12 protein-coding genes are annotated in these 13,159 nt (G+C 58.7%); 2 read left to right on the forward strand and 10 right to left on the reverse strand.

The features are described from left to right. Positions 1–430: 430 nt before the first annotated feature. The 9 genes from DPQ25_RS09460 to DPQ25_RS09500 all read right to left on the reverse strand — a co-directional run bounded on the left by DPQ25_RS09460 (position 431) and on the right by DPQ25_RS09500 (position 9,753). A complete protein-coding gene (locus DPQ25_RS09460; RefSeq protein WP_112332938.1) occupies positions 431–1,249 on the reverse strand; it encodes a lipocalin-like domain-containing protein in 819 nt (272 codons plus the stop codon). 288 nt (positions 1,250–1,537) lie between these two features. Next, the gene (galE, locus tag DPQ25_RS09465; RefSeq protein WP_112332939.1) at positions 1,538–2,545 is read right to left on the reverse strand and encodes a UDP-glucose 4-epimerase GalE; all 1,008 of its coding nucleotides are present in this window, start codon (positions 2,543–2,545) and stop codon (positions 1,538–1,540) included. Positions 2,546–2,597: 52 nt separating this feature from the next. After that, the gene (gene galT, locus DPQ25_RS09470) at positions 2,598–3,584 is read right to left on the reverse strand and encodes a galactose-1-phosphate uridylyltransferase (RefSeq protein WP_112332940.1); all 987 of its coding nucleotides are present in this window, start codon (positions 3,582–3,584) and stop codon (positions 2,598–2,600) included. A gap of 79 nt (positions 3,585–3,663) precedes the next feature. Next, on the reverse strand, positions 3,664–4,962 hold the full coding sequence (locus DPQ25_RS09475; RefSeq protein WP_112332941.1) for a galactokinase: 1,299 nt from the start codon (positions 4,960–4,962) through the stop codon (positions 3,664–3,666). 127 nt (positions 4,963–5,089) lie between these two features. Continuing rightward, entirely contained in the window at positions 5,090–6,691 is a 1,602-nt protein-coding gene (locus tag DPQ25_RS09480; protein ID WP_112332942.1) for a potassium/proton antiporter, read from the reverse strand. A gap of 91 nt (positions 6,692–6,782) precedes the next feature. Further along, on the reverse strand, positions 6,783–7,769 hold the full coding sequence (gene dusB, locus DPQ25_RS09485; protein WP_242978286.1) for a tRNA dihydrouridine synthase DusB: 987 nt from the start codon (positions 7,767–7,769) through the stop codon (positions 6,783–6,785). Between the two features lie 185 nt (positions 7,770–7,954). Next, a complete protein-coding gene (locus tag DPQ25_RS09490) occupies positions 7,955–8,206 on the reverse strand; it encodes a hypothetical protein (RefSeq protein ID WP_112332943.1) in 252 nt (83 codons plus the stop codon). A 198-nt stretch (positions 8,207–8,404) separates the two neighbouring features. Next, a complete protein-coding gene (locus DPQ25_RS09495) occupies positions 8,405–9,172 on the reverse strand; it encodes an aminoglycoside adenylyltransferase domain-containing protein (protein WP_112332944.1) in 768 nt (255 codons plus the stop codon). 68 nt (positions 9,173–9,240) lie between these two features. After that, positions 9,241–9,753: a P-loop NTPase family protein gene (locus tag DPQ25_RS09500; RefSeq protein WP_112332945.1), complete on the reverse strand. Its 513-nt coding sequence runs from the start codon at positions 9,751–9,753 to the stop codon at positions 9,241–9,243. A 280-nt stretch (positions 9,754–10,033) separates the two neighbouring features. On the opposite strand from DPQ25_RS09500, the gene spoVAC reads away from it, so the two are divergent. Together spoVAC and DPQ25_RS09510 are read left to right on the forward strand one after the other, a co-directional pair. Next, complete coding sequence (gene spoVAC, locus DPQ25_RS09505) at positions 10,034–10,480, forward strand: stage V sporulation protein AC (protein WP_112332946.1); 447 nt, start codon at positions 10,034–10,036, stop codon at positions 10,478–10,480. Positions 10,481–10,503: 23 nt separating this feature from the next. Continuing rightward, positions 10,504–11,544 carry a stage V sporulation protein AD gene (locus DPQ25_RS09510; RefSeq protein ID WP_112332947.1) on the forward strand — a complete coding sequence of 347 codons (1,041 nt, stop codon included), beginning with the start codon at positions 10,504–10,506 and terminating at the stop codon, positions 11,542–11,544. A gap of 63 nt (positions 11,545–11,607) precedes the next feature. On the opposite strand, the gene DPQ25_RS09515 is transcribed toward DPQ25_RS09510, so the two are convergent. Then, positions 11,608–13,140 (reverse strand): phosphohexomutase domain-containing protein, encoded by a 1,533-nt coding sequence (locus tag DPQ25_RS09515; RefSeq protein WP_112332948.1) that lies wholly within the window; start codon positions 13,138–13,140, stop codon positions 11,608–11,610. Positions 13,141–13,159 lie beyond the last annotated feature (19 nt).

Here is a 13,159-nt window from a genome sequence, read left to right on the forward strand (position 1 = left end):
GCCGTCCGCGCGGCCTGTGCGCCGCATTTTTCCCTGTCCTGCAAGTTTATCTCATGGAATATGCATAAAAAAGGCGCTGCCAGCAGCCCCCAAAGCGCTAAAATGACAATTTTTTATGGCGCATTCCAGCGCTGCGGCGTGAATATATCCATACAAGAAAAAATTTTTTATTCCCGCAACGCCTATCCGGACGCCCGCCGCCGGGTTTTGAACAGCCGCCTCCGCCGCCAAGCATTCAAAATACGGTTTTTTCATAAAGCCCGGCTCAACCGTTGTGTTCCTTTGCCCGCTAAGCCTTTATGAAAATGTAAAGCCCGGGCAGCACATCAAACGCGCTGCCCGGGCTTTACATCAATGATTCTATTTTCAGCGGTATCTTCTTTCAAGGATTTATTTGCCGGGCGCTGCCCTTTAGCTTCCCGGACAGGCCTTACTTCTTTTCAAATATCAGCGTTACGCCGCCATCCTCCGCAATGAGCGTGCTGCCGGAGAGCTCAAAGGTTTCGGCTTCACCATTGGCTAACAGAATAAACGAATTGCCCTCCTGGCTCCATTCGCCCTCTGTGGAATTGGTTTCCTTCCCGTCCGCCATTGCAACGGCGGTGAATGTTCCGTCCGCCCGAATCTCAAGGCGCATGTCCGCGCCGAGCGCCTCAATCGTCTCTTCTCTGGTAAGGGAGGCTCCGTCCTCTTTTCCGGCCGTGATTTCCCATGTGCCGGCTATGCTGTCAGAGCCCGAGGCCTTGTCTCCATCCGTAGAAGCCGTTCCGCTCTTCTCAGGCGCGTCGCCCGTGCGCGCAAAGGTCATGACCACGCCGTCTTCCTTAGAGTCCATCACCAGCTTATCCCCGGAAAGCTTCGCCTCTACGCTGTAGCCCTCCGAGTCTATCTGCACGCCGCCGTCCTTTTTGCTCCAGGCGCCCGTGCGGCTTACGTTATCGTTCTTCAGCGTCAGGCTGCCGTCCGGGTACAGCGTAAGCGTGGACCGGCCGCCAAGCTGATCAAGCGCATCGCCGGAAATCTCCTCGCCGTCCTGCGTCACCTTTTCCGTCTGCCATACGCCGTCGTACGAAACCGCCTCCGGCGCGGGGGTGCTATCCTCCTGCGCAACGGCGCCGCCTTCCGCCTGCGAGGCCTGCGGGGCCTCTGAAGCCTCTGAGGCCGCCGGTGCGGAGGCGCATGCCGCAAGCCCCAAAAGCAGTCCGGCCGCCAGCAGGGCCGCCAGCAATCTGTTCTTCTTCATTTTCATTTGTGTTCCATTCCTTCCTCATGCAAACTTTAACCTCAGAGGCGCGATCACCTCCGAGGTCCTATTAAAGCGGCGCTCGACTAACAGGAGGGAACAACCGTCCGCCTCAGAGAGAAAACATAAACCCGCAAGCAGGCCGTTTATTGACCCCGCCAAGCTCCTTTATGTTAAAATATCAGATTTCCCGCAGAATTGCAAGTGACTTTCTCTCTAAAAATATTATCCGGGCGCAAAACGTCCCCTGCCGAAGGATCATTTCCTTTCAGCAGGGGACAGCTTACCCTGCGGCTATTGGCGGGCGCCGTTCCGCGCGGCAAAATTCCATGAATCCCGGCACATCTCCTCCAGGGTTTTGACGGCCTCCCAGTGCAGAAGCTCCCTGGCCTTGGAAACGTCGGCATAGCAGGCCGCGATATCGCCCTCCCGGCGCGGCGCCATCTTATGATTGACCGTCCGGCCCGTTGCCCGCTCAAAGGCCTGAACCACCTCCAGGACGGAGTACCCCTTTCCCGTTCCCAGATTGATGGCCTCCGCCCCCTGCATATGCCCTAGGTATTCCAGCGCCTTCAGGTGTCCCATAGCCAGGTCGTAAACATGGATATAGTCGCGAATGCAGGTGCCGTCCGGCGTGGGGTAATCGCCGCCATAGATGCTCAGGCAGGGCAGCTCGCCCGCCGCCACCTTGACAATGTAGGGCATGAGGTTATTGGGGATGCCGTTGGGGTTCTCACCGATCAGGCCGCTCTCATGCGCGCCGATAGGGTTAAAGTAGCGCAGCAGCACCACGCTCCATTCCTTGCAGGCATAGCAGAGGTCACGCAGCATATCCTCAATCATCAGCTTTGTCGCCCCGTAGGGGTTGGTGGTCGAACGCGGCATATCCTCCCTGAAGGGCGGCTCATTGTTCATGCCGTAGACCGTGGCGGAAGAGCTGAACACCAGCTTTTTTACATCGTGCTCCTTCATCACCTCAAGCAGGTTCAAGGTGCCAATCAAATTATTACGGTAGTAGTCAAGCGGCTTAGACACGCTTTCACCCACCGCCTTCAATCCGGCGAAATGGATGACCGCATCAATCTGATTTTCGGAGAAAACCCTTTTCACCGCGTTATAATCCATCAGGTCCGCTTCATAAACCGGGAACGTCCTCCCGGTGATCTGCTCGACGCCCCTCAGCGCCGCGGGGGAGGAATTGACATAATTGTCGAGCACGATAACCCGGTCGCCCCGGTTCAGCAGCTCTACGCACGTATGGGTGCCGATGTAACCGGCCCCCCCTGTTACCAATACATTCATGAATGCGATCTCCTTTCAAGGCCATATAAATCTCGGGCTGTTTGCGTACAGCTCAAGACCGCCGGATCTCCTTTTCCGCCGCCCGGTAGCGCTCATAGGCGGCGCGCAGCTCGGCGGCTGTTTCCTCGGGGCAGGTGGGGTTGCAGCAGGCCCACGCGCCCGTTTCGCTGGAGGCGTTGAATTTCTGTTTATCCGCACTGCGCATCGGCGGGTAAAATTCGATGTGGAAATGATAATCCCTTGAATAGTCGCCGCTGTTTACCGGGGCGTTGTGCATGCACATCATATAGGGGAAACGGTAGCCGAACAGGCTGTCGAGCATGCCCACGGTATCGCGGAGGGTGGTGCCGAGCGCCCGGCGCTCTGCGGGCGTAAGGCCGGTCAGCACCGGGACATGGCGGTTGGCCATGATCTGCACCCCGTAGGGATATTCCGTATAAAAGGGCAGAAAAACGGTAAAGTATTCATTTTGAAAAACCAGCCGCTTCTGCTCCTGGATTTCATTTTTCAGCTGGCCGCAAAACAGGCAGCTGCCCTGCTCCTCATAGTACTCCCGGGCGGCGGCAGTCTCCAGCTCCAGCTTTTTCGGCACATAGGAGTAGGCGTAAATCTGCCCGTGCGGGTGCGGCATGGTTACCCCAACCACGTCGCCCCGGTTTTCAAACGGAAACACATATTTTACCTTTTCATCCGCGCTCAGCGCTTCAAACCGCTCGCACCACAGGTTCACCAGCTTTTCCAGGTGCCCGTCGGAAAGCTCCTGCAGCGTGGCGGTATGGCCTGGGGAGTAAAGGATGACCTCACACTTGCCGTACGAGGGGCGGGTCTTGAAAAAGCCGGTGGCAACGGGGTCCGGCTCCGGCGGGTTTTGCGTCAGCGCCGGAAAATCATTGTCGTATTTCAGCACCTCATAATCCGGCACCTTTCCAAAGCGGGGACAAAACGGGCAGAAATCCTTCGGCATCTGCGGCCGGCCCTGACGGTTTCCCGCGATCATGACCCAATCCTTCAAAAAAGGATTCCAACGTAACTCTGACAAAAAAAGACCTCCTCTTTATTGTTCCGCTTTCTGCCGCGTATTATGCGGCGCATGATGCGGCGCTCCATGCAGGCAAGCTTTACAGCACCCTCACGCCGCCCACCGGGCGCACTGCCAGGCGGTGGCAGCTGCCGGCGCCGAAAACAGCCTCCATCTTCTGCACAAAGCCGTCCATCTGCGCCAGGGGAACCAGGCTCTGTACGGTGCCGGCAAAGCCCCCGCCGTGAACGCGCCATGCGCCCCCCTCTCCGGCGCCTGGTTGGCCCAGATAACGCTCACACAGCGCCAATGCCAGGGAAACGCCCTGTTCCTCCACATGCGCGGGCGAATAGACATTCTGCAAATACATGAAGGAGGAACGCCCCGACTCAATCAGCAGGCGCTTGAAGGCCTCCAGGTCGTCCGCCTTCAGAGCCTCCACCTCGCGCGCAACACGCTCGTTGTCGTCAAAAAAGTGCATGGCACGCAGCACCGCACGGTCGCCGAGTTTGGCGCGCAGGCGCGGCACGGCAGCATAAAATCCGGCGGGGTCTACCTCGCGCAGAACCTCCTTGCCCATTGCCGCCGCAACCGCCCGCATCTCCTGCGGAACAGCGGCGTAATCGGGCGTTAAATCGGAGTGGCTGCCGTGGGTGTCGATAATACAGAGGCCATAGCCATGGGCGGCAAAATCAAACGGCACCTGCTCCACCAGCGGGCGGGCCGGGTCCTTGAAGTCGATGGTCACCATGGAGCCAACGCTGCTGGCTGTCTGGTCCATTAAGCCGCAGGGCTTTCCAAAATAATGATTTTCCGCGTATTGTCCAATTTTGGCGATTTCCACCGCGCTTTCACGGCCCTCCCCGTAAAGCTCATTGACCATCACGCCGACAAGCACCTCAAACGCGGCGGAAGAGGAGAGCCCTGAGCCGGAAAGCACATCGGACGTGGTGTAGGCGTCAAAGCCGCCGGCCGGGCAGCCCCGCCGGCTGAAAGCGGCGCAAATTCCCCGCACAAGCGCCTGGGAACCGCCGGTTTCTTCCGGCTGGGGCTCCAGGCGCTCGAGGGCCACCACATCCTCGGCGTGGCCCTCGCTCTGAATGCGCACCACGCCGCCCTCGCTGCGGGCCGCTACGGCAATGACATCCAGATTGACGCTCGCAGCCAGCACCCGGCCCCGCTGATGGTCGGTATGGTTGCCGCCAACCTCCGTCCGGCCCGGCGCGCTGAACAGCATAAGGTCCCGGCCGGCGCCGTAGCGCTCTTCAAATTTTACAATTGCCTGTTCAAAGCGCGCCCGGTAACGCGGCAGGTCCCCGGCGCCGCAAACATACAGCTTTTTCAGCTTCTCATCCAGCGCGCCGGACTCCAGCAGCTTAAATATGGCTTGACCGTCCATCTTCGTCTCCCCCTGTTTATACAAACGCATAAAATATTTTCATTTTCTTATTTCTATCATAGCAGGAGCGGCTCGCCCCCGCAATTCTTTTCTGTTTCGTATTTATGGATTATTGTTGCAATTTCAATTATGACTGGGCGGTGGTCACCACCACGATGTCGTTCCTGCGGATTTTGACCGAACCGGATGGGATGACCACCCGGCCCCGGCGCTTTATCAGGACCACAATCTGGTTTGCGGGCGCTATCTCCGACAGTGTCCTGCCGCGCCAGGCGTGGCTGTCGTCCACGGTAAACTCCGTCAGCTCCACCGCATCCTCGTCCTCATAGCTAAGCGCGCTCACCACCAAAACGTCCCCCGCCATAATCTCCGTGCTGCCGCGCGGCACGAGCTTTTCCTTTCCCCGCAGGATCACGGCGATCCGCGTCTCCGGCGGCAGCTGAATATTTCTAATTTTTTTGCCGACCCACAGATGGCCCTCCCGCATAGTCAGGCGGATAAACTGAAGCTGCGATTCCTCTGTGTAATCGTTGAAGGTGCGCAAAACATTGCCGCGGTTGTCTATCATATTCAGCTTTTTGGAAACCCACGGCAGCAGCGACCCCTGAATCCCAATGGAGAACAGCACCACGCAGAAGGTAATATGAAAAACGTCGTTGCGGGTTTCAGCAGAGCTGACCATTGCCATAATGGCAAAGACAATAGAGGTGGCCCCGCGCAGGCCCGCCCAAGAAACCACCAGCTGCTGCCGCATCCTTGCGCGCATGGGCGCAAGGATGCCCATGATTGCCGCCGGGCGCGCCACCAGGGTCAGAAAGATCGCGATGGCAATGGAGGGCAGCAGGATATGCGGGATCTGCGACGGAAAAGCCAGCAGCCCCAGCAAAAAGAAGATCATAATCTGCATAAGCCCGGTGATGCCGTCAAAAAAGTGCACCAGCGAGGCCTTGCCGGGAATTTCCTTATTGCCCAGGATGATGCCCACCAGGTAGGCGCTGAAATAGCCGTTTCCACCCAGCAGCGCCGGCAGCGCGTAAGACAGCAGCGCCACCGCCACTACAAAAATGGCGTCGAAGCCCGTTGTTCCAAAGTGAACATGCTTCAACGCCCAAAGCGCCCCCGCGGCAATCATCAGCCCGAAGAGCACGCCAAAGAAAACCTGTGCAAACACCATGTAAATAATCTCGCCCGCGCCGGAGCTCTGTCCATCCATAATGGACAGGATAATGACCGTCAGCATATAGGCCCAGGGGTCGTTGCTCCCGCTCTCCAGCTCCAGCATGGAGGCCGTGCCGTATTTCAGGTTGAGCTTCTTGGAGCGCAGGATATAAAACACCGAGGCCGCATCCGTAGACCCCAGCACCGAGCCGATAAGCAGGCTCTCCAGCCAATCGAAGCGAAGCGCAAAGCGGCAGAACAGCCCGGTGAACAGCGCCGTAAGCAGCACACCGACGGAGGAGAGCAGCAGCGACTGAGCCGCAACCCTTTTGGCCTCATGCCACTTGGTGCCGAAGCCGCCGTAAAAGATAATAAAGATCAGTGCGACGGAGCAAACCTGCTCCGCAAATTTAAAATCCTCAAACGGAATTTTAAAAATACCGTCCGAGCCGAACACCATGCCCAGTAATATGAAGGCCAGCAGCATGGGGATGCCGAGCTTACTGGTAATTTTGTTGCACAAAATGCAGACAATGATCACCAGCGCAACAATCAGCAGTGCCGTCGTCAATCAAACCACCCTCTTTTCCAATTCATGAGCTCCGGACCCCTTGCAAAGGGCCGTACAGTTTCCATTCGTTCCTGTTCATCCTTATCGGGCATTAGCCCTCCACTGTAAAATTCTCCGCGTTCGCCGCGGCAATTTCGCGCACCAGTCCCATAAGCTGATCCATGCTTGAAAGCGTCCCGGCCTGTCTGCGAAAGGCCGCCGCGCCGTGCAGCCCCTTCAGGTACCAGCCCACATGCTTGCGGGCCTCGTTCATGGCGCAGTATTCGCCCTTGTAGGCACACATGCGCTCCACATGGCGTACCAAAACAGTCAGCCGCTCAGACAGCCCCGGCGGCGGGATGTGCCGGCCGTGCTCCAAATATGCGTTGACCTGCTGAAAAACCCACGGGTTCCCCAGCGCGCCGCGGCCAATCATCACCGCGTCGCAGCCCGTTTCCTCCAGCATGCGGGCCGCCGATTCCGCGTCCGCCACATCGCCGTTGCCGATGACCGGGATGCCGACGGCCTCGCGCACCGCGCGGATGATGGACCAATCCGCCGGGGGAGCGTACTGGTCCGCCCGGGTGCGGCCGTGTACGGTGATTGCGTCCGCGCCCGCCCGCTCACAGCGCTTCGCCACCTGCACCGCATTGACGCTGGCGCCGTCCCAGCCCTTGCGGATTTTGACCGTCACCGGCACGGGCACCGCCGCCTTTACCGCGGCGACAATCTCCCCGCAGAGCTCCGGCGTTTTCATCAGGGCGCTGCCGCTGCCGCCGCCGGTTATCTTTGGGGCCGGGCAGCCCATGTTGATATCAATCAGCTCCGGCCCATAGGCCAGCGCCTTCCGGGCCGCCTGGGCCATGGCCTCCGGCTCACAGCCGAACAGCTGGATGGCCGCGGGATGCTCCTCCTCGCTCAGCAGCATCAGCTGCCCGGTCTTTTTGTCATTATACTGCAGTCCCTTCGAGCTCACCATCTCACTGATGACAAAGGCGGCGCCGAACCGCACGCAGAGCTCGCGGAAGGCACGGTCCGTCACACCGGCCATGGGCGCCAGCACGGCGCGCCCGGCAATGGAAAGCCCACCGATATTCAACCCGCATTTCTCCTTTTCTTTCGGCCCGTGCCCGCGGTACGCGGCTGCGCACAGGCACGGATCCTCTTGTCAGCACGGCGGCAAAAGCCCCGATGATAAAGAAAAGATGTTATCTCGACCATAGACAGGGAGATAGCATCTTTTCACGTTTCCGCCTATTTTTGTCTTTTGAAAGCGCAGCGGCTTTATTTTTTACCAAAAAGATTAAAACGGAACAATTTGCTTTCATCCTCCGGGTCATCACATTCTACGAAGGCCTCGGCAATCTTGCCGCCCTCAATCAGCTGGGTCAAGCCGACCAGCTGGCAAAGCTTGCTTCTCAGGTTGAGGCGGTCGCCCTCGCGTGTTACCAGGTATACGTTCCCTTTGCAGGAATCCAGCTCCTTCAAAAACTCAGGTACATTAACGTCATGCAGCTCTATCGTCTTTGATGCCATAAAAAATCAGCCTCCTTCTTCAATTGCGCCCCGCCGGGCCCGTCACTCCTCCGGTGGGCCGGGGTTCGGCGCCTTTACAGTTTTATTATAAAGGGGTTTTGCGGCAATGTCAATAAATCCCATGCTGTGAGAATTGCCAAAAATGATGCACGCCGGCTGTATTGCCCGGCTGTATTGCCCGGCTGCATTGCCCGGCGGTCAGGCGCTTCCCCCGGCAATGCGCGCCAGCATATAAGCGGCAAAGCCGTGCAGGCACCCGGCATCGGCCGCAAAACCGCCGCCGCCCGCATAGCACGCCCGGGCCTGCTCCACCAGGGGCCGGAACCGCCCCGGCAGGTTTTTGAGCCCCCACCCGGCGCCCGCCTCCTTGGAAAGCACCAGGCCGTCCCGGGTATATGCAAGCACCCGGCACAGGTTCAGCACCGCATAGACGGGGGCCGTCTCTATTGCCCCGGCAGCCTCCAGGACATCGCGCCGGATGCTGTCGAGATACTGCTCCCCCGGCACCTCGCCGAACACCGCGGCCTTATCTGTGCCGCACAGTGTGACCCCCACCGCGCGAATGACGGTAAAATGGGCCGCGAGATCCCGGTCCGTCCCGTGCATCTCCCGGCAGTAGGATGCCGGGTCCATTTGGTATTTTTCCCGGTGCGCGGCGGAATAATGCAGTTCAAACGGCGTTGGGTAATGAAAAGGGCGGCAATATTTCCGCAAGACCACGCTCATCTCCACGCCCTTGGGCGGACAATCCGCCTCCAGCCCCAGCAGGCGCGCAAGCAGCCCTTCCTTTTCCGCCTGGCCCGGCTCTTCCTCTGTGACCACAATCAGGTCTATATCGCTTTTATCCCAGTTAAAGCAGCCGAAGGCAATCGAGCCATGGACATAGATGCCGGTGAGCTTCCTGCCCAGGGCCGCCCTGCATGCCGCCGCGATTTTGTTCAATACCGGCCACGGTGCTGCCTGCATATTTTTTCCTCCCTCAAGCTCCGCCTGCTGCGTCCTTAATTTTTCGGGGTCATTTACCGTCCATCATTTTACAGCTCAAAATCCACAGCATAACAGCCGTCAATCAGGGTATAATCACACCCGTATTTCCGGCACATCTCAAAATAATATTTGTTTTCCGCAAGCACCGACTCTTTGGTGCACCATGAATCGTCAAGCCGTTTCTCAACCGCGCAGGCATATGCTTTAATTTGGTTAAAATGATGGTGAATGTAGCTTTCCGACAAAATCAGGCACTTGTACCTGATTTCCTTCAAATATGCATCGTCAAAATCATTTCTCCAGTCGAACGGAATGTACACGCCTTCAACGATCAAATTTTGAGCGTTCTCTATCGCCGTCTTAATCATTTCCCTGACAATCGGCCATAGGTAGTCTGTCAGCGCCGCATCACCGGACGGCGTCAGGTTGGTGTTTCCGCTTCTGATGAGCCCCATTTTCAGGTGGTCAATTGAAAGGTAAGGGAACCGGTACCGCTCCAGCAATTTTTGCGCCAGCACCGTTTTCCCTGTGTGTGAAGCGCCCGTAATTAAAACAATCATTTTCTTCCCTCAACCTCTTAAATTCGTCTTCACCTTCAGCATAGCAAAAAAACGCGTATTTTTCAACACGGGAGAGCTGCCCTTGAGCCCGCGCGCCCGGTTCCCGCGCGGTGTTCGCCCGCCTATAGCGGCTTATAAACGCCTGCAAAACGGCATTTGTTAAATTTTTCCAATCATTGTACAGCCGGTAATTTTTTGGCCGCGGCCAAGAGTAAACCACTGAAAACGAGGTACAATACAACTGTCCTTTTATATCTTTGAACCGATAGGAGCGTTTACGATGAATCCTTCCAAACAAGAATATCAAAAAATGGCTGAAAAGGCCTCGCCAGGCAGCCCATTTCTAAAAAACGCGCTGATGGCGTTTTTGTTCGGCGGCGCCATCTGCTGCCTGGGCCAGGGCCTGGTCAACCTATACATGTACTGGGGCCTTGAGCTCAAGGACGCGCGGGCGTTCGTCTCCATTTCCCTCATTGGCATCAGCGCCATTCTGACGGCCTTCAAGGTCTACGACAACATTGCCAAGACCGCCGGGGCCGGCACGCTGGTGCCTATTACCGGCTTCGCCAACTCCATTGTTTCGCCCGCCATGGAGTTTAAGAGCGAGGGGCTTGTGCTGGGCCTGGGCGCGAAGATGTTTACCATTGCCGGGCCGGTGCTGGTGTACGGCATCACGGCCTCCATTCTTTACGGGCTTGTCCTGTGGGCGCTGCAGCTGTTTCATTAAGGAAATAGGAGGAATGAATTGATATGGTCAAGCGTATTGGGAAATACACCCTGCAAATGGAAAATGGCCCCGTCATCATGGGCTTTGGATCCATTGGCGGAAGAAAGGAGGGCGAAGGCCCCCTGGGCAAATACTTCGACCAATGCTATGAGGACACAACCCTTGGCGAATCCAGTTGGGAAAAATCCGAAAGCCGCCTGCAAACGGAGGCCGTGGAGGTCGCGCTGCACAAGGCCAAGTGCAGCGCCAGCGAAATCAATTATATTTTCGCCGGGGATCTGCTGAACCAGTGCATCTCCTCCACCTTCGGCCTGCGCGGCCTGGGTATCCCATTTTTGGGGCAATACGGCGCCTGCTCCACCATGGCACAAACCCTGGCGCTCGCGGGGGTCTTTGTTGAAACCGGAGCGGCAGAACGCGCCGCCGCCGTGACCTCCTCTCATTTCTGCTCCGCGGAGCGCCAGTTCCGCCTGCCGCTGGAATACGGCGGCCAGCGCGCCCCCACCTCACAGTGGACGGCGACGGCCTCCGGCGCGCTGATTGTTGGGCGCAAGCCCTCGGCCTTCCGCGGCCCCAAATATGTCCGCATCCGGGAGGTCCTCTTCGGGCGCATCGCCGACCTGGGCATCAAGGATGCCAATAATATGGGCGCCGCCATGGCTCCCGCCGCCGCCCAGACCCTGATCGACTACTTGAACGACACCGGCGCCGCCCCGAAGGACTTTGACCTGATTATGACCGGGGACCTCGGCCAGGTGGGCTGCGACCTGATGGAACAGCTGGTGCGCGACGACGGCCTGGATATAGGCGGCATCCACAATGACGGCGGCCTCATGCTCTATGACCGCAAGAACCAGGACGTTCACGCAGGCGGCTCCGGCTGCGGCTGCTCCGGCGGCGTTCTGTGCTCGCTGGTGCTGAACCGCATGGAGCAGGGGACGCTGGACAACGTCCTGTTTATCGCCACCGGCGCGCTGATGTCCACCACTTCGTCCCAGCAGGGCGAAAGCATCCCCGGCGTGGCCCACCTTGTCCACCTACAGGCCTGTCCCGTAGAGGAGTAGCCGCCGGCCCGGGCCGCCCGCAGAAAAATAAAAAGCGCGCGGAAAACCGCGCGCAAACATTTTTCAGCGGGCCAGGAAAGCCTCCAGCGGCGAAACATCCAGCTTCTCCGCCAGGCGCAGAAAAGCGTAAAGCTGTACCGCAATCTCCTTGGCCCCGCCCACGGAGTCGCTCTCAATATTCAAGGGCATAATTGGGTCGTGTACGCTCAGCCGCAGCAAAAACCAGCCGTTTCCATGCCCCTTGGGAAAGGAAACCCGGATGCCCTCCCGGTTGTCGGGCGCAATGTCCCAGCTTTGCTTTCTGGAAAAGCGCCCCAATTCCTCAATGACACGCTCCCCATAGGCACGGAAGTCCTCCGCCCGAATCGCCAGCCGCAGCTCCGCCGTCTCAACAGGTTCCGCCAGGCCGGCGAGCAGATCCTCCAGCGCTTTTCCCTCCCGGCGCAGCACCGCCATTTTAATAATCAGCTTCGTCACCAGGTATGCGCCGTCGTCAAGAAAGTCATTTTCCCGAAAGGCCGCGTGCCCCGACGTCTCAATCGCCAGCGGGCAGTTTACTCCCGCGCGGTTCAGCCGCACCGCCTCATCAATCACGTTTTTGTAGCCGCGCTTGTAGCGGTAATGAACGCCGCCCAGCTCCTGCTCAATGTAGGTTTTCAGGCCGGTGGAGGTGATGGAGTCCGTAACAATGGCCCCGCCGGGATTCCCCTCAAGGGCTATCGCGCTTGCCAAAGCCACCAGGCGGTTGCGGTTAATCTCCTTCCCGGTGCGGTCAACCGCACCGGCACGGTCGACATCCGTGTCGAAAATAATGCCCAGGTCCGCGCCCGCCGCCAGCGTTGCCCGGCTGGCGCTGGCCATGGCCTCGCCGTTTTCCGGGTTGGGAATATGGTTTGGAAACCGCCCATCCGGCTCCAGGAACTGGCTGCCGCTGATGTCCGCGCCCAGTGGGGCGAGCACCTCCGTGGCATAAAAGCCGCCCGCGCCGTTGCCCGCATCCACCACGATATGAAACCCCTTGAGCGGGCGCTGCGCAGCGTCATTTACGCCGATGCCCGCACAGACCATCTCCCGCAGGCGCCGCGCATAGCGCGGCATAAAGTCCACTGCCTCCGTCCGGCCCGGCTGCGCCGCTGCCCGCGGCGCGCGCCCGTCCTGCGCGTTTTGCAGGATGGCTTCAATGTCGCTGCCCTCCAGGCCGCCGCCGGGCGTAAAAAACTTCAGCCCGTTGCGGTGGTACGGGTGGTGGCTGGCGGTTATCTGAATGGTTGCGTCACAGTCCAGGCTGCGCACAGCCATAAACATAGCGGGCGTACTGCTGAGCCCACAGAGAAACACCTGGGCCCCGGCTCTTGTCAAAGCGCCGGCGGCGGCGTTTTGGATGCGCTCCGCGGAGATTCGGCTGTCGTGCCCAATTGCCAGCCGCAGCGCTGCGGCCTGCTTGCCGGCCCGGCCCTCAAGCCATACTAAAAAGCCGTTTGCAATCGCCGCAACGGCATCATCCGTCAAATTTACCGCCTCGCCGGCCTCGTTTTCACAGGCAACGCCGCGGATATCCGTACCGCTTTTCAAAAGCCGCCAAAAGGAATTTAGCATATTCTGTCATACCTCCATC

It is taken from the genome of Hydrogeniiclostridium mannosilyticum (assembly GCF_003268275.1).
GTDB classification, from domain to species: domain Bacteria; phylum Bacillota; class Clostridia; order Oscillospirales; family Acutalibacteraceae; genus Hydrogeniiclostridium; species Hydrogeniiclostridium mannosilyticum.

Coding starts and splice junctions, on each gene's coding strand:
- spoVAC (WP_112332946.1), top strand. CDS start 10,034: ATGAATCCTTCCAAACAAGAATATCAAAAAATGGCTGAAAAGGCCTCG.
- DPQ25_RS09515 (WP_112332948.1), bottom strand. CDS start 13,140: ATGCTAAATTCCTTTTGGCGGCTTTTGAAAAGCGGTACGGATATCCGC.
- DPQ25_RS09460 (WP_112332938.1), bottom strand. CDS start 1,249: ATGAAAATGAAGAAGAACAGATTGCTGGCGGCCCTGCTGGCGGCCGGA.
- DPQ25_RS09510 (WP_112332947.1), top strand. CDS start 10,504: ATGGTCAAGCGTATTGGGAAATACACCCTGCAAATGGAAAATGGCCCC.
- DPQ25_RS09490 (WP_112332943.1), bottom strand. CDS start 8,206: ATGGCATCAAAGACGATAGAGCTGCATGACGTTAATGTACCTGAGTTT.
- galE (WP_112332939.1), bottom strand. CDS start 2,545: ATGAATGTATTGGTAACAGGGGGGGCCGGTTACATCGGCACCCATACG.
- DPQ25_RS09475 (WP_112332941.1), bottom strand. CDS start 4,962: ATGGACGGTCAAGCCATATTTAAGCTGCTGGAGTCCGGCGCGCTGGAT.
- DPQ25_RS09500 (WP_112332945.1), bottom strand. CDS start 9,753: ATGATTGTTTTAATTACGGGCGCTTCACACACAGGGAAAACGGTGCTG.
- DPQ25_RS09495 (WP_112332944.1), bottom strand. CDS start 9,172: ATGCAGGCAGCACCGTGGCCGGTATTGAACAAAATCGCGGCGGCATGC.